General features: G+C 38.2%; 21 protein-coding genes and 1 riboswitch. Of the genes, 18 read left to right on the top strand and 3 right to left on the bottom strand.

What is annotated here, in order from left to right:
- The 7 genes from NXS10_RS07355 to NXS10_RS07325 all read left to right on the top strand — a co-directional run.
- A partial coding sequence (locus NXS10_RS07355; protein WP_259139157.1) for a GBS Bsp-like repeat-containing protein occupies nucleotides 1–1,237 on the top strand: 1,237 nt, incomplete at its 5' end.
- A gap of 41 nt (nucleotides 1,238–1,278) precedes the next feature.
- A riboswitch (FMN riboswitch) is annotated at nucleotides 1,279–1,416 on the top strand.
- 69 nt (nucleotides 1,417–1,485) lie between these two features.
- Nucleotides 1,486–2,052 carry an ECF transporter S component gene (locus tag NXS10_RS07350; protein WP_259139168.1) on the top strand — a complete coding sequence of 189 codons (567 nt, stop codon included), beginning with the start codon at nucleotides 1,486–1,488 and terminating at the stop codon, nucleotides 2,050–2,052.
- Nucleotides 2,049–2,699 (top strand): phosphatase PAP2 family protein, encoded by a 651-nt coding sequence (locus NXS10_RS07345; protein ID WP_259139156.1) that lies wholly within the window; start codon nucleotides 2,049–2,051, stop codon nucleotides 2,697–2,699. Before NXS10_RS07350 ends, NXS10_RS07345 begins: the two co-directional genes overlap by 4 nt.
- A gap of 102 nt (nucleotides 2,700–2,801) precedes the next feature.
- On the top strand, nucleotides 2,802–3,776 hold the full coding sequence (gene mnmL, locus NXS10_RS07340) for a tRNA modification radical SAM protein MnmL/YtqA (RefSeq protein ID WP_259139155.1): 975 nt from the start codon (nucleotides 2,802–2,804) through the stop codon (nucleotides 3,774–3,776).
- A complete protein-coding gene (mnmM, locus tag NXS10_RS07335; RefSeq protein WP_259139154.1) occupies nucleotides 3,745–4,293 on the top strand; it encodes a tRNA 5-(aminomethyl)-2-thiouridylate-methyltransferase MnmM in 549 nt (182 codons plus the stop codon). Before mnmL ends, mnmM begins: the two co-directional genes overlap by 32 nt.
- Before the next feature lie 4 nt (nucleotides 4,294–4,297).
- Nucleotides 4,298–4,498 carry a hypothetical protein gene (locus NXS10_RS07330; RefSeq protein ID WP_259139153.1) on the top strand — a complete coding sequence of 67 codons (201 nt, stop codon included), beginning with the start codon at nucleotides 4,298–4,300 and terminating at the stop codon, nucleotides 4,496–4,498.
- 23 nt (nucleotides 4,499–4,521) lie between these two features.
- The gene (locus NXS10_RS07325) at nucleotides 4,522–6,594 is read left to right on the top strand and encodes a cation:proton antiporter (protein ID WP_259139152.1); all 2,073 of its coding nucleotides are present in this window, start codon (nucleotides 4,522–4,524) and stop codon (nucleotides 6,592–6,594) included.
- Between the two features lie 19 nt (nucleotides 6,595–6,613).
- Here the strand turns inward: NXS10_RS07325 and NXS10_RS07320 are convergent, their stop codons facing one another.
- Nucleotides 6,614–7,396, bottom strand: coding sequence for an ABC transporter ATP-binding protein (locus tag NXS10_RS07320; protein ID WP_259139151.1), 783 nt, complete (start codon nucleotides 7,394–7,396; stop codon nucleotides 6,614–6,616).
- 121 nt (nucleotides 7,397–7,517) lie between these two features.
- Here NXS10_RS07320 and NXS10_RS07315 point away from each other — a divergent pair, with 121 nt between their 5' ends.
- The 5 genes from NXS10_RS07315 (at nucleotide 7,518) to NXS10_RS07295 (ending at nucleotide 12,334) form a co-directional block, all read left to right on the top strand.
- Nucleotides 7,518–8,852 (top strand): hemolysin family protein, encoded by a 1,335-nt coding sequence (locus NXS10_RS07315; protein ID WP_259139150.1) that lies wholly within the window; start codon nucleotides 7,518–7,520, stop codon nucleotides 8,850–8,852.
- A 79-nt stretch (nucleotides 8,853–8,931) separates the two neighbouring features.
- On the top strand, nucleotides 8,932–9,720 hold the full coding sequence (gene pflA, locus NXS10_RS07310; protein ID WP_259139149.1) for a pyruvate formate-lyase-activating protein: 789 nt from the start codon (nucleotides 8,932–8,934) through the stop codon (nucleotides 9,718–9,720).
- A gap of 110 nt (nucleotides 9,721–9,830) precedes the next feature.
- Nucleotides 9,831–10,580 (top strand): DUF975 family protein, encoded by a 750-nt coding sequence (locus NXS10_RS07305; RefSeq protein ID WP_259139147.1) that lies wholly within the window; start codon nucleotides 9,831–9,833, stop codon nucleotides 10,578–10,580.
- A 76-nt stretch (nucleotides 10,581–10,656) separates the two neighbouring features.
- Nucleotides 10,657–11,592 carry a manganese-dependent inorganic pyrophosphatase gene (locus NXS10_RS07300; RefSeq protein WP_259139146.1) on the top strand — a complete coding sequence of 312 codons (936 nt, stop codon included), beginning with the start codon at nucleotides 10,657–10,659 and terminating at the stop codon, nucleotides 11,590–11,592.
- 88 nt (nucleotides 11,593–11,680) lie between these two features.
- Nucleotides 11,681–12,334, top strand: a complete 654-nt coding sequence (locus NXS10_RS07295; RefSeq protein WP_259139145.1) for a DUF1803 domain-containing protein — start codon at nucleotides 11,681–11,683, stop codon at nucleotides 12,332–12,334.
- 380 nt (nucleotides 12,335–12,714) lie between these two features.
- Here NXS10_RS07295 and NXS10_RS07285 read toward each other — a convergent pair whose 3' ends face one another.
- Nucleotides 12,715–14,163 (bottom strand): UDP-N-acetylmuramoyl-L-alanyl-D-glutamate--L-lysine ligase, encoded by a 1,449-nt coding sequence (locus NXS10_RS07285; protein WP_259139144.1) that lies wholly within the window; start codon nucleotides 14,161–14,163, stop codon nucleotides 12,715–12,717.
- Between the two features lie 95 nt (nucleotides 14,164–14,258).
- On the opposite strand from NXS10_RS07285, the gene NXS10_RS07280 reads away from it, so the two are divergent.
- The 5 genes from NXS10_RS07280 (at nucleotide 14,259) to upp (ending at nucleotide 21,538) form a co-directional block, all read left to right on the top strand.
- Entirely contained in the window at nucleotides 14,259–15,893 is a 1,635-nt protein-coding gene (locus NXS10_RS07280; RefSeq protein ID WP_259139143.1) for a putative polysaccharide biosynthesis protein, read from the top strand.
- Nucleotides 15,894–16,024: 131 nt separating this feature from the next.
- Entirely contained in the window at nucleotides 16,025–17,119 is a 1,095-nt protein-coding gene (locus tag NXS10_RS07275; protein ID WP_259139142.1) for a cystathionine gamma-synthase, read from the top strand.
- 10 nt (nucleotides 17,120–17,129) lie between these two features.
- Entirely contained in the window at nucleotides 17,130–18,290 is a 1,161-nt protein-coding gene (locus tag NXS10_RS07270) for a MalY/PatB family protein (protein WP_259139141.1), read from the top strand.
- Between the two features lie 152 nt (nucleotides 18,291–18,442).
- Nucleotides 18,443–20,779, top strand: a complete 2,337-nt coding sequence (locus tag NXS10_RS07265) for a glycoside hydrolase family 68 protein (protein WP_373318054.1) — start codon at nucleotides 18,443–18,445, stop codon at nucleotides 20,777–20,779.
- A gap of 129 nt (nucleotides 20,780–20,908) precedes the next feature.
- Complete coding sequence (gene upp / locus NXS10_RS07260; protein ID WP_259139165.1) at nucleotides 20,909–21,538, top strand: uracil phosphoribosyltransferase; 630 nt, start codon at nucleotides 20,909–20,911, stop codon at nucleotides 21,536–21,538.
- Between the two features lie 65 nt (nucleotides 21,539–21,603).
- On the opposite strand, the gene NXS10_RS07255 is transcribed toward upp, so the two are convergent.
- On the bottom strand, nucleotides 21,604–22,473 hold the full coding sequence (locus tag NXS10_RS07255) for a LysR family transcriptional regulator (RefSeq protein ID WP_259139139.1): 870 nt from the start codon (nucleotides 22,471–22,473) through the stop codon (nucleotides 21,604–21,606).
- 112 nt (nucleotides 22,474–22,585) lie between these two features.
- On the opposite strand from NXS10_RS07255, the gene NXS10_RS07250 reads away from it, so the two are divergent.
- Nucleotides 22,586–23,455 (top strand): DMT family transporter, encoded by an 870-nt coding sequence (locus NXS10_RS07250; protein ID WP_259139138.1) that lies wholly within the window; start codon nucleotides 22,586–22,588, stop codon nucleotides 23,453–23,455.
- The last annotated feature ends 48 nt before the right edge of the window (nucleotides 23,456–23,503 follow it).

Raw genomic sequence — 23,503 nt, 5'->3', positions numbered from 1 at the left:
TCATCAGACGATAAATATTTTAGACCACGCTGGTAATACTGATGACTACATTGTTCATGTCTACACAGACTACACCGATGGCACGACCAGTGCAGTGAATCTAGGTTCTTACCATATTGATATTCCAGAACCAGAAAAACCAGAAATTAAAGTTGAGAACTATAGCAAAGATAAACCTACCTTTGATGTTGTCGTAAGAGGTAGTGAAAAAACGAAACAGATTAAAGATGCGCATATCGCTGTATGGTCATCAGACAAAGGTCAAGACGATCTCAAATGGTACGCTCCAGTAGTTAAGAACAACCAAGTTCATCAGACGATAAATATTTTAGACCACGCTGGTAATACTGATGACTACATTGTTCATGTCTACACAGACTACACCGATGGCACGACCAGTGCAGTGAATCTAGGTTCTTACCATATTGATATTCCAAAAGTGGGGGTGGCAACCTATAAAGGAACTGGAAATTATGAACTAAAAGTGACAGGAGTGCCAAGTTCAGGATCTATTTCGTTTGCTGTTTGGTCAGATGAAAAGGGACAGGATGACCTCAGATGGTATGCAGCTACTCGTCAAAATGGTCAAGCAATCGTTAAGATAAATGTTGCAGATCATGCAGATACAGGGACTTACAACGTTCATGTGTATCAATTTGAAAATGATAAACCCAATTTTTTGATAGGTTATACGTTTATCGTTAATCAATCTAACTACAAAACTCCTTATTATCGCCAACGAGATCCTAGATGGGCAGCTAATGTCTATGGTTTATCTAACATGGATCGTTCAGGCTGTACGCCGACTGCACTAGCTATGGTCTTTAGTTCTCTATCTGGTAAAGAAGTACTCCCAACGACAGTGGCAGATTATCTTTATAATAACACTGATCAATTTAACAAGCGTTGGGAAGGTACAGGTGCTCAGGGTATATTAAGTGCTGTTGACCATTGGGGCTATAAGGCAACACCACTTTCTAATCTCAATGCTGTTACAACAGCTTTGCAAGAAGGTTATCATGTACTAGCGACTGTACAAAATGATATTTTTGTTAGAAGAGGTAGTCATGAGCTTGTCTTAAAAGGCTATAATAATAGTAAAACATATGTATCAGATCCTTACACACCAATGTTGTCAGGTTGGTATTCTGTCCCTCAACTATGGTCTGAACAAAGTTATCATTCAGAAGATCGCATTGGTGTACCTTCTCCCTTTATCAAAATTACAGATATTTAGCCATGAAGCCTTGCAAATGCAAGGCTTTTTTGTTATGATGAGAATGTCTTCAGGGCAGGGTGTAATTCCCGATCGGCGGTGACACTTATGTATCGTTTTGATGAGTGAAGTCCGCGAGCGCAAGCTGACGTGGTGCAATTCCACGACCGACAGTATAGTCTGGATGGGAGAAGGCAGAGGTTTTGCATGTACGCATACCTTTTGGACTTCTTTCAATTTGTAAAAATTGGAGGAATTTTTTTATGACAATAACACACACAAGACGTTTGACATTTTTAGCGATACTCTCTGCATTATCGTTTGTGCTGATGTATGTGAGTTTTCCCCTTATTCCTGGGGCAAGCTTTTTAAAGCTTGACTTTAGTGTGATTCCTATGCTTTTAGCATTGGCATTATTCGATTTTAAGAGTAGCGTAGCTGTTCTTTTTCTACGTTCACTCTTAAAACTTATCTTAAATAATCATGGAGTAGAGACGTACATTGGGCTTCCGATGAATATCATTGCTCTATTTCTCTTTTTGTGGGCTTTCGCCTTTATTTGGAAAAAACGTATGAGAATAGAAGACTACCTCAAAGCAACGGTATTAGGAACGTTTGTTTTGACGGTTGCAATGGTGGTATTAAATCTTTTTTATGCTATGCCTCTTTATGCTGAGTTTGCTAATTTTGATATTGCTAAAATACTTGGTACCAGTCGTTACATTGTGGCTATGGTAGTGCCTTTCAATATCGCTGAAGGGGTTATTTTAGCTTTGATTTTTTATATCGTCTATACATCTTGTAAACCGTTTATAGAAAGATATCAGTTGAAATGAACAAAAGACAGCAGTGTTGGGTGAGAGCCTCTTTTGCTTTGGTAGCCTTTGTGATGTTAGGTTATTTGGTGAAATTTTACCCTGAAGTTCTTCAACCATTTGATACTAAGATTCAAAGTGCTATAAGAGGAAATTTACCACTTCCCTTAACGACTTTTTTTAAAGCTATAACCGTTATTGGAAATACTGGAACACAGATTGTAATAGCTATTACAGCTGTTCTCAGTTTATTTCTAAAAAAATGGTACGCTGAAGCACTTTATGTTATGGCAAATAGCATTTTTGTTGCCATTTGTATCCTATCATTAAAGTATATATATCAGCGTCCGAGACCTAGCATTTCTCATTTGGTTCATGCTAGTGGTTATTCTTTTCCAAGTGGACACTCTATGGGAACATTCTTGATTATTGGTAGTTTCCTAGTCATATGTTTTCAACGATTGAACTCAAAAGTGGTAAAGTGGACAGTGGCTATCTTTTTGGGCTTGTTGATTGTTTGTATTGGTTTGTCACGGATTTATCTGGGAGTACATTACCCAACAGATGTTATAGCTGGTTTTGTATTAGCCTATGGCATTCATAACTTATGTTTTCCTTATTATGCTCAAAAGCGCTTTGAGTGGCGCTTCCAAAGCAAACAAAAATAGCATTGATTGTTTTTAAAAGAAGAGACCAAGGTTGTGTTATCTTAGTCTCTTTTTGGTAAGCAATTTTAGTGAATTTTCCATGATTTATGTTACAATAGAGTCATGAAAAAACGTTACAACACCCTAAATGACTATTATCGTTTAATGTTTGGTGAGAAGATATTCAAAGTACCGATTGATGCAGGCTTTGATTGTCCCAATCGTGATGGGACGGTAGCTTATGGTGGTTGTACTTTCTGTACGGTATCAGGTTCTGGTGATGCTATCGTTGCACCAGAGGCTTCCATTCGTGAACAGTTTTATAAAGAAATTGACTTCATGCATCGCAAATGGCCTGATGTCAAGAAATACTTAGTTTATTTTCAAAATTTTACCAATACGCATGATCGTGTGGAAGTTATTCGTGAGCGTTATGAACAAGCTATCAATGAACCAGGTGTGGTGGGAATCAACATAGGGACACGTCCAGACTGTTTGCCTGATGAGACCATCGCTTACCTAGCAGAATTATCAGAGCGTATGCATGTTACGGTGGAATTAGGACTTCAGACGACTTATGAAAAGACGTCAAAGCTTATCAACCGAGCCCATTCTTATGAACTATACAAAGAAACTGTTGAGCGTTTACGTCGTCAAGCACCGAAAGTAGAAATTGTCTCACACCTTATCAATGGTTTACCAGGTGAAACGCATGAAATGATGGTAGAAAATGTTCGGCGTTGTGTGAATGATAACGATATCAATGGTATCAAGTTGCATCTGTTGCATCTAATGACCAACACACGTATGCAACGTGATTATCATGAAGGGCGTTTGCAACTGCTTAGTCAAGAAGAATACGTCTCTATTGTCTGCGATCAGCTAGAGATTATCCCTGAAACGATTATCATTCACCGTATTACAGGAGATGCTCCAAGAGATATGCTAATAGGTCCTATGTGGAGTCTCAATAAGTGGGAAGTCCTAAACGCTATTGATAAGGAAATGCAGAGACGAGATGCCTACCAAGGTTGCCGACTGTGTCAGAAATATTGGGAGAAAAATAATGATAAAACGTCCGATTGCACTTTCTCATGACTTTTTATCTGAGGTCATTGATAAAGAGAGCGTTGCTGTTGATGCTACAATGGGAAATGGTCATGATACAGCTTTTTTAGCCCAAATAGCAAAAAAAGTTTATGCTTTTGATGTCCAAAAGCAAGCAATTAAGAAGACTTACCAATTGCTTGCAGATAAAGGGTTGACCAATACCGAGCTGATCCTAGATGGCCATGAGACTTTGGATAGTTATGTCAAAGAACCTATTACAGCTGCTATTTTCAATCTCGGTTATTTGCCGAGTGCAGATAAAAAGATCATCACAAAACCCAAAACAACCCTAGAAGCTTTAGGTAAGATTTTAAAGCATTTAGTGGTTGGTGGCAGAGTATCTGTGATGGTCTATAGTGGGCATATTGGCGGTGATATTGAAAGAGATGAGGTGCTTTCTTTTGTGGCTTTATTACCACAGGGAGACTTTGCTACCATGCTCTATCAACCACTTAATCAGGTGAACACACCACCTTTTTTGATTATGATTGAAAAATTGAGGTAACAAAATGTTAAAAGAATGGTTAAATCCAACAGAGTTTGAAAAAATACGTGAAGCGAAAAAAATGGCAAAAATTAAGAAAAAATTGATGACGCTTGAAATTGAGCGCTGCCAAAAGAAGATGACGCATTGTGACGTGACAGCGGTGGACAAAAAAATTGCTGACCATAAGACAGCTTATGCTAAGATTTGTGAAAACAAGCGTTAGAGCTATTTGAGGATTTTGTGAAGATGCACGTTGCTGTTTTGATTATTGTTTTTCTATTTGCACTTATCCTTTCTAATTTAATTAACAGACTTTTTCCAAGGGTGCCTCTACCTTTAATTCAGATTGTTTTTGGTGGACTTTTATGTTTGATTTTTGGAGAACGATTTATTGCGTTAGATAGTGAACTGTTTCTGGCATTTGTTATTTCTCCACTTCTTTTTCGTGAGGGCGAAGAGAGTGATATTACAAACGTTCTAAGGCATTGGAAGATTATTTTATATTTGATTTTTCCCGTTGTATTCATCAGTACACTGGCTTTGGGATTAGCAACCTATAAACTTTTACCTGCTGAGGTTTCCCTAGCCGCTTGTCTAGCAGTAGGTGCTGCACTAGGTCCTACAGACTTAGTAGCATTTCATTCGCTATCTAAACGTTTCCAATTCCCAAAACATGTCCAAAATATCCTAAAAGGAGAAGGACTATTAAATGATGCTAGTGGTCTAGTCTCCTTTCAAGTCGCTATTACAGCTCTGGTGACAGGTGTCTTTTCTCTACAAAACGCTAGTTTCAAGCTCGTGTTATCTGTCTCAGGTGGGGTTTTGATTGGTTTAATTGTGGCTTTTGTGAATCGTCTTTTTTTAGCTATTTTAGACAGTATGGATGCTGCTGATGTATCAGGGGTTATGTTATTGGAGATGACCTTGCCTTTTATCGCTTATTTTTTAGCAGAAGAAATCCACGGTTCTGGCATCATTGCAGTTGTGATTGCTGGTATCTCACAAGCTAGTCGCTTTAAGAAAATTACCCTTTTGGATGCGCAAATCGATAATGTCGGTAGCGTTATATGGAGCATGCTATCTTTTCTACTCAATGGTGTTGTCTTTTTGATGTTAGGAGCTGAGTTGACCAAGTTTGCAAGACCTGTTCTTTTGAGTCAAGAGATTAACACATTTTTAATTTTAGGAGTGATTGTACTAGTTACTTTGTTGCTATTTGGTATTCGTTTTGTGATGATTTGGCTTTTTTATGCTTATCGTAGTCACCAACTCAAAAAGGAACTTAAAAGGTATCTCAAGGATATTTTAGTTTTGACTTTTTCTGGTGTTAAAGGAACTGTGTCTGTTGCGACCATTCTCCTTTTACCAAGTCTTTCTACGGTTGAATATAGTATGTTGCTCTTTGTAGTAGCAGGTGTTACTCTTTTGAGTTTTTTGATTGGCATAGTCGTCTTGCCCAAATTAGCCAGCGAAACGAGTAGCGATATGGATCACTATATGCAAATTGCGATTTTAAACGATGTGATTTGGCAATTACAACAAGATATCAGAGAAGATAAAAGTAAAACCGCACTCTATGCTGTAATTGATAATTACAATAAACGTTTAGAAACTCTGATTTTAGATCAAGAGTCCAACGAAGTGAAGTCTGACCTTGCTCTTATCAATATCATGATTCTAGGAATTGAGAGTGATGGTCTTGAAAATGCTTTTTTAAACGGCGAGATTGATATGAAAGAATATCGTATCTATCAAGGTTATCTCAAATTTTTGGAAAGACGGATTAACCGTGGCTTTATTTCTAATCTGACTTATGTCTTGACGATTCTTTTACGCTCACTTCCGAAAGTATTACATGAAGTGTTTACATTTGGCTCAACTATTCGACAGTTTTTGCGAACTCAAAGTAATCGGCAAGCTCTCACAAAGGAAAACAGACGACATTTAATTGCTCTGTATCAAGCTAATACTAATCTGGTTTTAGAAGCCTTACAAAACCTTGATGATATCTACAGTGCTGATCTTGTCGGATATCTGATTCACTCTAGAAAACAGGAAGCACAAATCATCCAGTCAGGGGCTTTTGTTGAGCGAGTTATTACTCGAAACGTTCCTGATAATGTTGATGAGATGTTGCGTGGTTATTATCTAGAGCGTAAGGTCATTGCTGAGTATGAATCAGACAACTTGATTAGTCACAGATACGCTAAGGCACTGCGTAAAGAAGTTAATGCTCTTGAAAACTACTCTCTAAAAGAAACGGTCAATACCCTTTCTTATGATCTCTTTAACTATACTAGAAATCGTTTGAATAACTAAAAAGTGCCAAAGGCACTTTTTATATTAGAGGTTTAATAAAAAAACGTGTGTCATTTAATGGGAAGAGTTCAATCGGATTTTGATAAAAGTTTTCGAGGATTTGTGGGGTGAAAATATTTTCTTTTTTACCTTTTGCGACAATTGTCCCCTCACGTAATAAAAGGATGTGTGTTATTTTAGAGGTGATTTCTTCGGCATGGTGGGTTACATAAAGTACTGTCGGCGCATGAGGCAAATCAGCAATATGTTCTATTTGGGAAAGTAATTTTTCTCTAGCAAAGAGGTCAAGTCCAGTGGTTGCCTCATCTAGGATAATGATATCAGGATCTTCCATAAGGCTTCTTGCAATGAGGAGCAGTTGCTTTTCTCCCTGAGATAAACTAGCGTAGATGCGCCCAATAAGTTGCTTTGCACCAAGAGATATAAGCATCTGGCGTGCTTCTTCCAAATCACTTTCTGTATAGGCTTTATAAAGGATACTGCTCTTATATTTTCCTGTCAGGACGACTTTTTCAGCACGCATACTGCCTGCGATACGCTCAGAGATAAATGATCCAACCACTCCGATTTTAGTGCGTACTTTTGTAATATCTCCTTGTCCAAAATGATAGTCTAAAACTTTCATATTTCCGCTTGAGGGAAAATATTCTGCCATAATCATTTTCAACAGTGTGGATTTACCAGAACCATTCAATCCTAGAATAGCCCACATCTCTCCCTTCTCTACCTGCCAATTCAGATTGTTTAACAAAAGCTTACCTTGTCGCTTTAAACTGACATTCTCTAATGAAATCACTACCATTGTTTTTTCTCCTATCGCTTCTATGAGAGCGCTATTTGTATAGATTGCACCTTTTATTATAGCATAAGAGAGGTAAGGTATGGTATAATGAAATTATTATATTTTTAGGAGAAAAGATTTCATGGAAGATTCTAGTAGTCAGAATCTACTGTTTCAATTTATTTTATTAGTTATTTTGACCATTTTAAATGGCTTTTTTTCGGCGACGGAGATGTCTTTGGTATCCTTAAACCGTTCTCGTGTCAAGCAAAAAGCCGAAGAAGGTAGTAAAAAATATCAGCGGCTCCTCAAAGTTCTTGATAATCCCAATAATTTCTTATCCACTATTCAAGTAGGTATTACTTTTATCAGCTTACTGTCTGGGGCTAGCTTGTCAGCTAGCTTAGGAGAGGTGATTGCGAGTTGGTTTGGCAATTATGCTTGGGCAAAGACAGCAGGAAGTGTTTTATCTCTTATCTTTTTGACTTATGTTTCAATCGTTTTTGGCGAATTGTACCCCAAACGTATCGCTCTTAATCTAAAGGATAATCTAGCTGTCATCACGGCTCCTGTTATCAGTGGACTTGGGTTAGTTATGCGCCCTTTCGTTTGGTTACTTTCAGCCTCAACTAATCTTCTTAGTCGCATAACTCCGATGACTTTGGATGATGCTGATGAAAAATTGACGCGTGATGAAATTGAATATATGCTCACTAATAGTGAGGAGACACTAGATGCCGAGGAGATTGAGATGCTTCAGGGAATCTTTTCTCTTGATGAGTTAATGGCGCGTGAGCTCATGGTTCCTCGAACAGACGCTTTTATGGTTGATATCAATGACGATACACAGACCAATATAAAAGAGATTCTACGTCAGAGCTTTTCACGTATCCCTGTCTACGATGATGATAAGGACAAAGTAATCGGTATTTTACACACCAAACGTTTGTTAAAGGCAGGGTTTGAAGAAGGATTTGATAGACTTCAGTTGCGCAAGATTTTACAAGAGCCTTTGTTTGTCCCTGAGACAATTTTTGTAGATGATTTACTACGTGAACTACGTAAAACGCAAAATCAAATGGCTATTTTATTAGATGAATATGGTGGTATGGCGGGGCTTGTGACACTTGAGGATCTTCTCGAAGAGATTGTCGGTGAAATTGATGATGAGACAGATCAGTCAGAGCAGTTTGTACACGAAATCGCAGACGCTACTTACATTGTCGTGGGTACTATGACACTCAATGAATTTAATGATTATTTTGATACAGACTTAGAGAGTGATGATGTCGATACAATCGCTGGATTTTACCTAACGGGCGTTGGCAGTATCCCAAATCAAGAGGATAAGCAAACGTATAGTTTTGATAGTAAAGAGAAACATCTCGAATTGACCAATGATAAAGTCCGTGATGGTCGTGTAACAAAATTAAAATTGTTTATGACAGATAGAGCTCCTCAAGATGAAAAAGGCTAGGCAAAATCTGGTCTTTTTTTCATGGGAAGTGTTATAATAATAGTAAGATGAAACGGTTACATAGGAGGAGACTACCATCATGACAGAAATAAATTATAAACAAGTAACAGGAATGGTGCATTCAACAGAAAGTTTTGGTTCTGTTGATGGTCCAGGTATTCGCTTTATTGTCTTTATGCAGGGGTGCAAGATGCGTTGCCAATATTGTCACAACCCTGATACATGGGAGATGGAGACGAACAAGTCCTGTGTGCGAACGGTTGAAGATGTTTTAGATGAAGCACTTCGTTATAAGCATTTTTGGGGCGACACAGGTGGGATAACGATTTCAGGTGGAGAAGCTTTGCTTCAGATAGATTTTGTCATAGCTCTTTTTACAGAAGCTAAAAAGTTAGGTATTCATTGTACACTAGATACTTGTGCGATGCCTTTTAAAAAGACGCCTGAGTACCTAGATGTTTTTGATAGACTTCTGGAAGTTACGGACTTGGTATTGCTTGATATCAAGGAAATCCGAGATGAACAGCACAAGTTTGTCACTAAGCACACCAATAAAAACATTCTAGAGTGTGCTAGATATCTCTCAGACAAGAGAGTTCCTGTTTGGATTCGTCATGTGCTTGTGCCAGGTCTTACAGACATTGATGAGGATTTGGAAAAACTAGGAGAGTTTGTCGCAACCTTAAAAAATGTGCAAAAATTTGAAATCCTGCCTTACCACACCATGGGTGAGTTCAAATGGCGTGAGTTGGGCATTCCTTATCCGCTTGAGGGAGTCAAGCCACCAACGCCAGCTCGTGTCAAACACGCCAAAGAGATTATGAAGACAGAACGCTATACTGATTATCTCAAACGTATCCATGGCTAAGACAACCAGCAAGATTTTGCTGGTTTTTTTGCGAAAAAAGCTTATATGTATTGTAAATCTAGTACAATAATGATATAATACTCTTAAAGAAATAGAAAAAGGAGTTTATCGTGAGAACAAGAGCGAGTTTAAAAGCAGAAGCTAAGGATTTGCTGCGAGGTAATTGGTGGTCAGGAATTAGTCTCAATACCATTCCCTATCTTATCATCAATATATTGGTTGGTGGTGTGTCGTGGATGGCTATTTTCCCAGTTTTGTTGCCTTTGGTTGGTCTAGGGCTACTTCAAGGTAACTACACATACACGACAGGGGTCAGTGATATTGGTCTCATTCTTGGAGGGATTAGTTTAGGCATTATTATGTTTGTTCTTTCTATCCTCATCTCGTTTGCGACAAATATCGTGACGATTGGTATTGCAGCAAGTGACCTTGACTGGATTAAGGCAGGAAATGCGAGCGATGCTAGTTTTGTGAGAGCTTTTCGCTATTTTAGCACCAAGGATTTTTGGAAAGTTTTTGTTCTATCTCTTAAGCAGGTACTCTATATTTGGTTGTGGAGACTCATTCCAGTTATAGGTCCTATCATCAGTTTTGTTAAGACAATTGCTTACTCACAAACAGCTTACATCTACAGACAAAAAGGAGATGTGCTGACATCAGGGGAAATCATCACAGAGAGTCGTAAGCTCATGGACGGCAACAAACTAAACTACTTTGTTTTGCAATTGAGTTTTATCGGATGGCTTCTTCTTTCCCTCTTTAGCTTTGGGATTGGTCTCATCTGGCTCGTACCGTATTACAATATGACCTTAGCTGTTTATCACAAGGATTTACGTGAATCTGCTACAGTTATTGACTAATAGAAAAGGGGACTCTGACTTGTTTAGAGTTCTTATTTTTGTTACAATAAAGGAAATGGTATAAAGAGGTAATATTATGTCTAAAATTTTTGTTTTTGGTCATCAAAATCCCGATTCTGATGCGATTGGTTCCTCGCTTGCTTTTGCTTACTTGGCAAAGAAAGCTTATGGCTTAGACACAGAAGCTGTTGCGCTCGGCATTCCAAATGAAGAAACTGCGTTTGTACTTGATTATTTTGATGTCAAAGCACCACGTGTTGTCACATCTGCTAAAGAAGAAGGAGTGGATACTGTTATTTTGACAGACCATAATGAATTTCAACAATCTATTTCCGATATTGCTGATGTTACGGTTTACGGTGTAGTTGATCACCATCGTGTGGCTAACTTTGAGACAGCAAGTCCACTTTACATGCGTCTAGAGCCTGTTGGATCAGCATCTTCTATTGTTTATCGAATGTTTAAAGAAAGTCAGGTTGAAGTCCCTAAAGACTTAGCAGGTCTTATGCTATCAGGTTTGATTTCAGATACGCTTCTCTTGAAATCACCAACAACACATGAAACGGATTATCAAGTTGCAAAAGAATTGGCAGCAATCGCAGGTGTTGATTTAGAAGAGTACGGTCTGGCTATGCTCAAAGCGGGTACAAATCTCTCTAGTAAATCTGCTGAAGAATTAATTGATATTGATGCCAAAACTTTTGAGCTCAATGATAATCAGGTGCGTGTTGCACAAGTCAACACTGTTGATATTGCTGAAGTGTTGGAACGTCAAGCAGAGATTGAAACAGCCATCAAAAAAGCGCAAGTTGAACATGGCTACTCAGACTTTGTCTTGATGATTACAGACATCATCAATTCTAATTCTGAAATTTTGGCGCTTGGAGATAACACAGACAAGGTTGAAGCGGCTTTTAACTTTGTCCTAGAAAACAACCATGCTTTCCTAGCAGGAGCTGTATCACGTAAGAAACAAGTCATTCCTCAACTAACTGAAAGTTTTAATGCTTAGATCATACAGATGGACTTTGAGAGTTTTTCAAAGTCTTTTTTCGTTATTTTAATGGTCAACTCGACTTAGCAGTGTTATAATAAAAAGTATGATTACTGTGATTAACCCTGATAGAATAACCGGTCAAGCTTTCTTTAAAGACTTTATTAACTACCTTTATGAACATGATGATGTGACTCTTCGCCAGATAAAAAAGATGTTTTCAGAAGTGAAGCGTATCGATAGAGCGGTGGAGTCTTATGTTCAGGCTGGTTATGTTATACGTACTAATAAGCGTTACAACCTTGCTTTGCCACTGTTAGAAAGGGATAGTTTGCCTCAGTTAGATGAGATGATTTTTATTGAGACAGCTTCTCAGCTAGCAATTGATTTACAGCAAACCGTCTATCAAACAAAGCTACCCAATCAAACCAATGAACTTGTTATTTTTGAGCAAACAGACTTTTATCGTGAGTGTTTGACCTTATCTAATTATTTTTACAAATTAGCGCATGGCTATGAATTATCACCATCACAAAAGCGATTATATGCTTTGTTAGGTGATGTCAATCCAGAATATGCCCTTAAATACATGACGAGTTTTTTATTGAAGTTCACTCGTAAAGAATTGGTTAAACAAAAGCGCCCTGATATTTTTGTACAGGCTTTAGCTGTACTTGGTTATATCAAAAAGGTGGATGATGTGACGTATCAATCTTGTGTTACGGTAGATAAAGAAAGTTTAGCAGTGATGACTTATTGATAAAAATAGCTAGGATTTAATACCTAGCTATTTTTATTATTGAGTTTATAGAGGAACTCTAGGACTTTCAGTTGGTGTTTCCTATCCAAATAAGTTATGGGTTCGTTTAGGAGGATGATGTCTGTACCTTGGGTTAATGTCATAGCATAGCAAACCAGACATGATATTGTCCTCAATGATGGTAGTTATAGTGCTATGAAGAAGTTTAAGAAATAAACCCTCTGTAATGCCCTTGCTTTCATAAGTAACCGAGATATGTAAACTGCTGCCTTCTTTCTGATTGATTTAGTATAGTAGAAGTTTATTGTAATGAGGAAAAGAGACTTACTCAAGTCTCTTTTAAGTGTTTTGATAGACTAGAACAGTTAAAAAGAGGCAAGTTATAGATATTGGCTAGCAATGGTACGGTCACCTTTGTAGACGGTTCGTTTACCATTTATCAATTGAAAAGCATCTGCACCTTTTCCAGCAATAATGACAGCATCATCGCTTGTTTTAGTAGTCGTAAGAGCTGTTTTGATAGCCAATTCGCGATCGACAATGATTTGCACAGGGCGGTTGATGTAGCTGGCTATTTCAGAACAAATAGCCTCTGGGTTTTCAAAATTAGGATCATCAGCAGTGAGAATGACCTTGATACGATGATGTTGGCTGATGACTCTGCCAAAGTCTTTTCGCCTGCTTTCTCCTTTATTGCCAGTTGCTCCAATAATCAATGTGATAGTACCAGTTTGATGTGGCTCGACGACAGAGAGGAGTTTTTCAAGGCTATCACCGTTATGAGCGTAGTCTATAAAGACCTTGGCACCATTTTTTTGTGTCAAAACTTCCATACGACCAGGCACACTTGTCCTCGCAATACCTGCTTGAATATCACTAAGATTTACTCCAAGTCTATAGCAGGCTAGAGCGGCAGCTGTAGCGTTTTCTTGATTAAAATGTCCAATGAGTTGGATACTATAATCTCCTGCGCATTTACCTGTCAAACTAAAGCTGAAAGCTTTGGAGTTCGTGATACGGTTATCACTTTTACTACCAAAAAAATCATGAACTTTTGTCGCCACCTGCCCAGCTATGATAGCAAAATGATTCATATCACTATTGACAACAACAGATTTGCTATTATCCATCAATAGACGCTTGTGATAAAAATAATCCTCAAAGCTAGGATGCTCAATTGGTCCGATATGATCAGGGCTGATATTGAGAAAAATACCTACGTCAAAGGTTAAACCATACACTCGCTTCATAAGATAAGCTTGGCTAGATACCTCCATGACAAGGTGTGTTCTGCCATGATCTCGTGCTTGTGCCATCAATCGAAAAAGATCTAGACTCTCGGGCGTTGTCAGTTGTGATTTAAAGAAAGTTTTGCCATCAATCGTTGTGTTCATGGTTGAAATGAGCGCTGGTTTGTGGCTTTCAGACAATATATGATAGGCAAAGTAAGCTGCTGTTGTCTTTCCTTTTGTCCCTGTAAAAGCGAGAATAGTTAACTCCTCTTGTGGATTGTCGTAAAAGGATTTAGCGATGAGGCTCATAGCCTGTCTGACGTCATTGACAAGGATTGCTGGAATCCCCATCTGGTAGTCTTTTTCTGATATGTAGTAACATAATCCATCAGCAACAGCTTTTTCTAAAAATTCTGGTTTGAACTGCGCTCCCTTGATAAAAAACAGGGTTTCGCTATCAACGTCTCTACTGTCATAAGAAAGCTTGTGAAATGTTTTCTGCTTAGACCAGTTGTAATGATACGTGCCGTCAGTGATAATCTCTCTAAAATTTTGGTCTTTTTTTAAAATATCTAAAATATCTGCTAAAGTAATCATACGTCTATTTTAGACTTAATGTTCTCGTTTTACAAGTCTTGTGTAAAAGTTTATAATAACTTTAACAAGTTAAATACCCTTATAGAAAGAAAGCTATGTCAGAAACTAGAAAACTATCTCAACAAGAGACAATGGTGCGTGGAACTGCTTGGTCTACAGCTGGAAATTTTATTAGTCGTCTCATTGGAGCTCTCTATATTATCCCTTGGTATGCTTGGATGGGAAAGCATGGTGCTGAAGCCAACGCTCTCTTTGGAATGGGATATGAAATTTATGCCCTTTTTCTCTCCGTATCAACAGTAGGGATACCTGTTGCAGTTGCTAAGCTCGTCTCTAAGTACAATACCTTGGGTCAGCCAGAGACCAGTATTTATATGGTCAAAAAAGTGCTTCGTATCATGGCACTTCTTGGTGCTATTTTTGCGACTATTATGTATATTGGAGCACCATTCTTTGCTTCACTGAGTCATGGAGGAGATGACTTAGTGAGGGTGCTTAGAAGTCTAACTCTAGCTGTTCTTGTTTTTCCTTCGATGAGTGTTCTAAGAGGTTATTTTCAGGGGCATAGTGATTTAAAACCTGGAGCTATGAGTCAGATTGCTGAGCAGATTGTGCGTGTTATTTGGATGCTTGTCACTGCTTTTTATATTATGAAGTTTGGATCAGGAGATTATGTGAGTGCTGTCACTCAATCCACTTTTGCTGCTTTTGTTGGCATGTTTGCTAGTATTACTGTCTTGCTTTACTTTTTGTGGAAAGATGACTCCCTTAGTATTCTCTTTGAAAAGAGTCATACGACCCAGATTGTCATTGATACCAATGCACTTGTTATTGAGACGGTGAGAGAAGCGATTCCTTTTATTATAACAGGATCAGCTGTTCAAGTTTTTAAGATTATTGACCAGTTTACTTTTGGCAACACTATGGCGTGGTTCACTCACTATTCTAACACAGAATTGCAAGTTCTCTTTTCTTACTTTTCCAGTAATCCAAGTAAGGTCACGATGATTTTGATTGCTGTAGCGAGTTCTATCGGTGGCGTCGGAATTGCTCTATTAACAGAAAATTTTGTCAAGAAAGATCGTGTTGCTACAGCTAGATTAGTTATCAATAACATTCGTATGCTCCTTACCTTTATCATTCCAGCGGTTATTGGAGCGACTATTTTAGCTAAACCACTTTATACTGTTTTTTATGGTGTACCTCAGGGACAAGCTTTGGGATTGTTTGTTGTTTCTTTGCTTCAGGTGATTATTTTAGCTGTCTACACCGTTTTGGCTCCCATGCTTCAAGCCTTGTTTGAAAATAAGAAAGCAATCAAATTTTTTGTTTATGGAATGCTTATCAAGCTTATTATTCAGATTCCATTTATCTACGTGTTTCACGCTTATGGTCCACTTTTATCAACATCAATTGGACTTATTGTTCCGATTATCTTGATGTATTGTGAGATTCATATGATTACGAACTTTAATCGTGAAACGGTCAAGAAATCAACGTTGTTGATTTGTCTATTAACTGCTATTATGGGAGTTGTGGTTTGGTTTGTTTATGCCTTACTGAGTTTAGTACTACCAGCAAGTGGGCGTATGACTAGCTTTATTTATCTCCTTGTTATTGGGTTGATTGGCTTAGCTGTCTACGGTAGTCTAGCTTTATTGACTCGTCTATTAGACAAGATTATTGGCAGTCGAGCAGATGTGTTACGCCAAAAATTTCACATTAATTAAAAGAGGCAGAGGTCCTCTTTTTTATAGTTTTAAACTATAACTAAATATGAAAAATGACAATGCTAATTGTTTATATGAGTCATAAAAATCATGGTACAATAGATAGCAAGTAGATATAGAAGGAGACTATAATGGTTAGAGAACAAGGAATTGATACGGTTTTAGCACATGCTGGCATACATTCAGACGAAGCGACAGGAGCGTTGATAGCACCGATTCACTTTTCAACGACTTATCAACATCCAGAGTTTGGGCGGTCAACTGGTTATGACTACACTCGTACAAAAAATCCAACGCGTTATACATTGGAGAAAACGTTGGCAACTATTGAAAAAGCTTCCTTTGCACTGGCTACCAGTTCAGGGATGAGTGCTTTAGTGTTAGCTATGGAAATTTTTCCTGTCGGTGCAAAAGTTGTGGCAGCGCGTGATTTGTATGGTGGCTCTTTTCGTTGGTTCAATCATAAAGAGGAAGAAGGACGCTTTGTATTTACCTATACCAATACGCAAGAGGAAATGATTAAGGCTATCACAGATGAGACAGATATTATTTTTATCGAAACACCGACTAACCCTCTAATGATTGAATTTGATATTGCTAAAATTGTTCAAAAAGCTCACAATGTCGGTGCTAAGGTCATTGTAGATAATACCTTTTATAGTCCTATCTATCAAAATCCGATTGCGCTGGGTGCAGATATTGTCATTCATTCAGCGACCAAATACCTCTCTGGACACAATGATGTTTTAGCTGGTGTTGTCGTGACAGATGACGAGAGTCTTTATAACCAATTATTTTACAATGCCAATACAACAGGACCAACATTGTCTCCGTTTGATTCCTATCTTCTTATGCGAGGACTCAAAACGTTAAAACTACGCATGGAGCGCTCTACACAAAATGCACAAGCCATCGTTTCTTTTTTGGAGCATCACCCTGCTGTCAGCCAAGTGCTATATACGGGCAAAGGAGGGATGATTTCCTTTAGAGTAAAAAATCAGGATAAGATACCAACTATTTTAAATCATCTTGAGGTTTTTACTTTTGCAGAGAGTCTAGGAGGTGTGGAAAGTCTCATCACTTACCCAGCTACCCAGACACATGCTGACATTCCACGTGAGGTGCGCTTATCATATGGGCTGTCCGATGATTTGTTGCGTTTATCTATCGGTATCGAGGATGTTAATGATTTGATAGAGGATTTGCGTTTAGCTTTTGAAGCATGAGGAGGAAAATATGGAATATGATTTTACAACGCTACCTGAGCGTTTTACAACGAATGCTTATAAATGGCAGGAAACACAAAAAGATAAGGAAGTTTTACCACTCTGGATAGCTGATATGGATTTTGTCGTTTTTCCAGAAATGACAGAGGCACTCGAAGTATTTGCTAAAACACAAGTTTTTGGATATGATGCTCCTAAAGATAGTCTGTATCAAGCGATTGTAGATTGGGAATCCACACAACATGATTATATTTTCGCCAAAGAAGCCTTGCTTTTTATTCAAGGGGTCGTTCCTGCTATCAGTGTGGCTATTCAAGCCTTCTCAAAAGAAGGAGAGGCGGTACTTATCAATACGCCTGTTTATCCGCCTTTTGCTAGAACTGTCGAATTCAATAAACGTCGTTTGATTAGCAATTCGCTTGTTGAGCGCCACGGACATTTTGAAATTGATTTTGAACGATTAGAAAAAGATATTGTTGAGAATGATGTTAAAATTTATGTCTTGTGTAATCCGCACAACCCTGGTGGTCGTGTGTGGTCAAAAGAGGAACTCAGAAAAATTGGGCAGCTTTGCCATCGGTATGATGTCATTTTAGTATCAGACGAGATTCATCAGGATCTGACACTTTATGGGAATAAACACCACAGTATCAATACAGTTGATACTAACTTCAAGGATTTTAGCATTGTTTTAACCAGTGCGACAAAAACGTTTAACATTGCAGGAACAAAAAATAGCTTTGCCATTATTGAAAACGCTAAACTACGAGAGAATTTTAGCCATCAGCAACTTATCAATAATCAACACGATGTATCAACTTTGGGACTTTTAGCTACCGAAGTAGCTTACACTAAGGGGAAAGCGTGGCTACAAGCATTAAAACCTGTCCTTGAGGACAATATCAATGAGGTTGTTGATACATTGCGTCAGAAAACAGCTATTAAGGTGATGAAACCCGAGGGAACTTATTTAGTTTGGCTAGATTTTTCAGCTTACAATCTGCCACATGAAGAACTTCATGACAAAATTCGTCATGAAGCAAAATTAGTCTTAAACGATGGACGAACTTTTGGGGTAGAAGGAAAACAGCACTTTCGACTGAATGTTGCAGCGCCCAAGTCAGTTATTCGAGAAGCTCTTGAACGACTTGTTAGAGTATTTGCAGTGTGATGTTTGAGTGATTTACTTCAGTAATAATGTGTATCTGGTATAAGCAAGCAATCATCGAAAAAAGTCTAAGGAACTTTGAAAAACCGCTTGACAAAAGGCATCGGGGGGGGGGGTAAAATAGAAGTGAAATTTTATTTTACTAGGAGGACGATATGACTTATTCGCGTTTAGCACGCTTGCAAGCTGAACAATCGATGAAACAGGAAAAACGGAAATACAGCATTCGGAAAGTTTCAGCGGTTGGTGTAGCTTCGGCTTTGATTGGAAGCATCGCTTTCATATCTACACAAGCTAAAGCGGACGTAGTGATAACAACTACGGAGGAAACACCTACCCATGTGGATAATAATGCAAGTACCAATGATGAGATGATATCTCAAGAAGAAAACAGTTTATCTGTCTCTGAAACACATAGTGTAGTAGCGAAAACACAAGAGGCAACTACAAATGAAGTAAACACTAGTGGCACTAAGGAAGACAGTACATCTCCAGAAACTGTTGAAACAACACATAATATTCAAGAAAATGCTATTGATCCCGTAACTGATTCTAATCAGACATCTGCTTCTCAAGTTGTTGAAACAGATAAAGAAAAGGCGACATCGGAGTTATCAACATTAGCTGTTGATGAAAATGGTTTGACTGACCAAGCTAAAAAGATTGCACAAGAAGCAGGACTTGACGTTACAGTATTAACAGATACTCAAAAAGCGGCACTCAATAAAATTTATATGGATAGCACTGCTGAAACTGGTACTCAAATGACCTATAAGCAATTTCAAGAAATTGCAGATACTTTGGTTGCTCAAGATGACCGTTATGCGATTCCATATTTTAACGCTGCAGCTATTAAAAATATGAAAGCGGCCACTACTATCGATGCTCAAACTAAGCAGATTGCAGATCTTGATGTGTGGGATTCTTGGCCAGTTCAAGATGTGAAAACAGGTGAAGTGGTCAACTGGAATGGTTACCAACTTGTCGTTGCTATGATGGGTATTCCTAATACCAACGATAACCACCTCTACCTTTTATACAATGACTACAGAGATAATGACTTTGATCATTGGAGAAATGCAGGTTCTATCTTTGGATATGGTCTTGATGCTCTGACACAACAGTGGTCAGGTTCAGCAATCGTCAACTCAGATGGAACCATTCAACTTTACTATACAAATGTTGATACATCAGATAACAATTCTAACAACCAAATGCTAGCAACAGCTACGCTGGCTTTAGCTGTTGAGAATGGTCAAGTTGTGATTAAGTCTGTGGATAACAACCGTATTTTAACGCCTAAAGGTGGAGATGGTTACTATTATCAAAGCTACAAACAATGGCGCTCAACCTTTACAGGAGCTGACAATATTGCCATGCGTGATCCACATGTCATTGAAGATCGAGATGGGCAACGTTATTTAGTCTTTGAAGCAAGTACTGGTACTCAAAATTACCAAGGTGAAAACCAGATTTACAATTGGAAAAATTACGGAGGAGACGCAGCCTTTAATGTTTCTAGTCTCTTTGATATTTTAGCAAATGAAGACATGTACATCCGTGCTTCTTTTGCTAATGCGGCCATTGGTATTGTTCGCTTGAGTGGTAATGAAAAAACGCCAAGTATCGCACAGTATTATACACCACTTCTCACATCAACGATGGTGAGTGACGAAATTGAACGTCCTAATGTTGTTCGATTGGGAGATAAATATTATCTATTTGCAGCTTCTCGCTTGAACCATGGTAGCAATGATATTGCTTGGAATAAGGCAAATGATGAAGTTGGCGATAATGTTGTTATGCTCGGTTATGTGTCTGATAAGTTAACATCGGGTTATAAACCGTTGAACAAATCAGGTGTTGTCTTAACGGCATCTGTTCCAGCAGATTGGCGCACTGCGACTTATTCATATTATGCTGTGCCAGTTGAAGGCTCAAATGACACTCTTCTTGTAACAGCATATATGACTAATCGTAATGAAGTAGCTGGTAAGGGAAAAAATTCTACTTGGGCACCTAGCTTTTTGATTAAAATCTTTCCTGATGGAACTACTCGAGTCTTAGCTAAAATGACTGAACAAGGTGATTGGATTTGGGATGAAAGTAGCGAAACACAAAATACTGTTGGAACACTTGAGACATCTTATCTACTGGGGGAAAACGATGGCTACATTGATTGGAATGTTATCGGTGGCTATAATTTGAAGCCACATACACCATATACGCCAGATGATTCAATTCCTCCTCATCAAACACCAGATAGTCCAAATACACCGACAGATGATTCGTCTACAACAACACCAAAAAATTCAGTCATTACAAGTAAGGGCGAGGGAGAAACACCAAATATTCCAGCGGTTGCCAAGGCATCTTTATTACCAAGTACAAGTGATAGTGATAATAGCTTGGTAGCAACTGTTGGCTTTGTTTACCTTGCTTCTATGACAGCTTATGTATCTTATGGTGGCTATAAACGTAAGTACCGATAAGAATTATTAAAAAGAGGGATACTCCCCCTTTTTAATTGTCTGATAGTTGGGGAAAGCTCGTAAAAGATGACGTTTTATGATATAATATAAAAAGCTATAAACTTTAAAAATTAGAAAGTGGTTATGAAAATGGGAAAATTCCAAGTTATTTCACATCCATTGATTCAACACAAGCTATCAATTTTACGTCAAACCTCTACATCAACCAAGGATTTTCGTGAATTGGTCAATGAGATTGCGATGCTTATGGGTTATGAAGTACTGCGTGATCTTCCGCTTGAAGATGTTGAAATCGAAACACCGATTACCAAAACAACTCAAAAGCAACTATCAGGAAAGAAATTAGCAATTGTTCCTATTTTGCGTGCTGGTATCGGTATGGTTGACGGTTTCCTTAGCCTTGTTCCAGCTGCTAAAGTTGGACATATTGGGATGTATCGTGATGAGGAAACATTGCAACCTGTTGAATACCTTGTGAAACTACCAGAAGATATTGACCAACGTCAAATTTTTGTGGTTGACCCAATGCTTGCAACAGGTGGTTCAGCTATTTTAGCCGTTGATTCTCTTAAAAAACGTGGTGCAGCTAACATTAAGTTTGTTTGTCTCGTATCTGCACCAGAAGGTGTTAAAGCTCTCCAAGAAGCACATCCAGATATCGATATTTACACAGCTACTCTTGACGAAAGACTTAACGAACACGGTTACATTGTTCCAGGTCTCGGTGACGCTGGTGATCGTCTATTTGGTACCAAATAAGATGAAGGTGATTGCTTAACTAATAATAAAAAAGTTTGTGTTCTATAATGAACGCAAACTTTTTGTTAGTCGCAGATAGTGCTAGAAATATTTTTGGCAAATTGTTGCGCTGCTAAGGGAAGTGTCTGCCAATTTTTCCATGCAAGAACAACGGTTCTAAATGGATTTTCGCTAATCTGACGAACAGCTAAATCCTCAAGAGATAAGCCATCAAGGAAATTTTCATAAAGCAAACTGACTCCCAATCCTTGTCGAATCATCTCCAAGATCGTATAGTCGTCATAAATTTCATAGGTAAAGGTCGGCACGATATTTTCCCTAGCAAAGGCGGTACGTGTCAAACTGTAGTCACCTTCATCAAGTAGAATTAACTCTGTCTGAGCTAAATCAGCTAGTGAGATTTCGGATTGCTGAGCTAAGAGGTGTTTGCTAGGCAAGACGGCGTAAAGAGAATCTTGATAGAGAATTTGCGATTGCAGTTGCCCAACGTAGTCCATATGGGTAAACCCTAAATCAACTTGCCCAGTTTCTAGCCATTGGTAAATACTAGTATATTCTCCCTGTTTGAGCACAAAATTGACACTTGGATAATTCGCCTTGAATTCTTTGATAAAAGGTAAAATGAAATTCCGACTAGCCGACGTAAAGAGACCAATACGTATCTCGGCTTTATCCAACCCTTGCAATTCCTTGATTTTTTTGGTTAGCTGTTTTTCACCTTGGACGATTTGTCGGAAATAAGGATAAAGTGTTTGTCCGTCTTTTGTGAGCTTTATTCCCTCATTGCCACGCATTAGTAAACGTGTTCCAATCTCTTCTTCGAGATTTTTAATCGTCTGGCTGACAGCACTCTGCGAATAATTTAGTTGCTTTGCCGTTTTGGTAAATGAGCCCAATTCGATAACTGAGCAAAAAATAGCATATTTTGAAACCATAACTGTATCTCCTAATAAGTAACACTTATAGTTATATTATAAACTTTAATTTTACTTATGGCTAATATCAACTTATAATAAAACAAGAAACGAAAAATGAAGAGGTGACGTTATGATTCAGAAACACGCTAAATTGTTTTCAGCAACTGTTCCTCTTGTGTGGGGAATGTCTTATCTTTTTATGGCACTTGGAGCTTCTGAAATTCCAGCCATAGAGTTAGTCTCTTTACGCTGTGGTCTAGCTTTTGTGGCACTCGGTTTGCTTTTTTTGCGCCATTTGCAAAAGACGTTCTCGTGGAAAATGATGATTTACAGTGCATTTGCAGGATTATTACTATTTGCTGTCTTTTATGGCTTAGTCGTTGGTGTTGTTGACACATCAGCTTCAACAGCAGGATTTCTGGCTTCTACTACGGTAGTTATTGTTCCTATCATTCAAGCTATTATGACACGAAAAATACCAGATTTAAAGACAATAGTAGCAATTCTGATTGTTTTATCAGGGCTTTTTTTATTGACTGGTGCCGATTTATCGCAATTTAATTTCGGCGCGATGATGTGTCTAATGGCTGCAGCTTTGTATGCTATCTATATCATTCTCTCTAAATATTTTGTTGAGCGAGTAGATGCGATGAGTTTGGGCATTTGGCAGTTGGGCTTTGCTAGTCTCTATGCTTTAGTGGGGACGTTTGCGCTTGAAAGACCTGTTTTGCCTCATAGTGGGACGGTTTGGGCAGCTGTCCTTGGTTTAGCATTGATTTGCTCGGCTTATGGCTGGGTGATGCAAACCAATGTTCAAGCTTATGTCAGTGCAGAGTTTACTAGTTTTATGTTTTCGCTAGAACCTATTTTTACAGCTTTTTTTGCTTTTTTATGCTTAGGAGAGTGTCTGAGAGGTCTATCTTATTTGGGAAGTATTTTGATTTTTCTTGGTGTATTTTTAGCAACTTATCAGCCTAAAAAAGCTCGGCAATTCATATGATTTCAAGGAAAATAAATTCTTAGTGTTTTTTATTTGACCTTTTTTGAC

The organism is Streptococcus sciuri, assembly GCF_024814375.1.
Taxonomy (GTDB): domain Bacteria; phylum Bacillota; class Bacilli; order Lactobacillales; family Streptococcaceae; genus Streptococcus; species Streptococcus sciuri.
Note: the sequence above shows the minus strand (reverse complement) of the source record. Positions and strands in the feature narration are given on the sequence as shown.

What these genes read in the sequence shown, in the direction of transcription:
- NXS10_RS07250 (WP_259139138.1), top strand. Translation starts at nt 22,586, where the DNA reads ATGATTCAGAAACACGCTAAATTGTTTTCAGCAACTGTTCCTCTTGTG.
- mnmL (WP_259139155.1), top strand. Translation starts at nt 2,802, where the DNA reads ATGAAAAAACGTTACAACACCCTAAATGACTATTATCGTTTAATGTTT.
- NXS10_RS07315 (WP_259139150.1), top strand. Translation starts at nt 7,518, where the DNA reads ATGGAAGATTCTAGTAGTCAGAATCTACTGTTTCAATTTATTTTATTA.
- NXS10_RS07255 (WP_259139139.1), bottom strand. Translation starts at nt 22,473, where the DNA reads ATGGTTTCAAAATATGCTATTTTTTGCTCAGTTATCGAATTGGGCTCA.
- NXS10_RS07295 (WP_259139145.1), top strand. Translation starts at nt 11,681, where the DNA reads ATGATTACTGTGATTAACCCTGATAGAATAACCGGTCAAGCTTTCTTT.
- NXS10_RS07285 (WP_259139144.1), bottom strand. Translation starts at nt 14,163, where the DNA reads ATGATTACTTTAGCAGATATTTTAGATATTTTAAAAAAAGACCAAAAT.
- NXS10_RS07275 (WP_259139142.1), top strand. Translation starts at nt 16,025, where the DNA reads ATGGTTAGAGAACAAGGAATTGATACGGTTTTAGCACATGCTGGCATA.
- NXS10_RS07265 (WP_373318054.1), top strand. Translation starts at nt 18,443, where the DNA reads ATGACTTATTCGCGTTTAGCACGCTTGCAAGCTGAACAATCGATGAAA.
- NXS10_RS07320 (WP_259139151.1), bottom strand. Translation starts at nt 7,396, where the DNA reads ATGGTAGTGATTTCATTAGAGAATGTCAGTTTAAAGCGACAAGGTAAG.
- mnmM (WP_259139154.1), top strand. Translation starts at nt 3,745, where the DNA reads ATGATAAAACGTCCGATTGCACTTTCTCATGACTTTTTATCTGAGGTC.
- NXS10_RS07270 (WP_259139141.1), top strand. Translation starts at nt 17,130, where the DNA reads ATGGAATATGATTTTACAACGCTACCTGAGCGTTTTACAACGAATGCT.
- NXS10_RS07300 (WP_259139146.1), top strand. Translation starts at nt 10,657, where the DNA reads ATGTCTAAAATTTTTGTTTTTGGTCATCAAAATCCCGATTCTGATGCG.
- upp (WP_259139165.1), top strand. Translation starts at nt 20,909, where the DNA reads ATGGGAAAATTCCAAGTTATTTCACATCCATTGATTCAACACAAGCTA.
- NXS10_RS07280 (WP_259139143.1), top strand. Translation starts at nt 14,259, where the DNA reads ATGTCAGAAACTAGAAAACTATCTCAACAAGAGACAATGGTGCGTGGA.
- pflA (WP_259139149.1), top strand. Translation starts at nt 8,932, where the DNA reads ATGACAGAAATAAATTATAAACAAGTAACAGGAATGGTGCATTCAACA.
- NXS10_RS07325 (WP_259139152.1), top strand. Translation starts at nt 4,522, where the DNA reads ATGCACGTTGCTGTTTTGATTATTGTTTTTCTATTTGCACTTATCCTT.
- NXS10_RS07345 (WP_259139156.1), top strand. Translation starts at nt 2,049, where the DNA reads ATGAACAAAAGACAGCAGTGTTGGGTGAGAGCCTCTTTTGCTTTGGTA.
- NXS10_RS07330 (WP_259139153.1), top strand. Translation starts at nt 4,298, where the DNA reads ATGTTAAAAGAATGGTTAAATCCAACAGAGTTTGAAAAAATACGTGAA.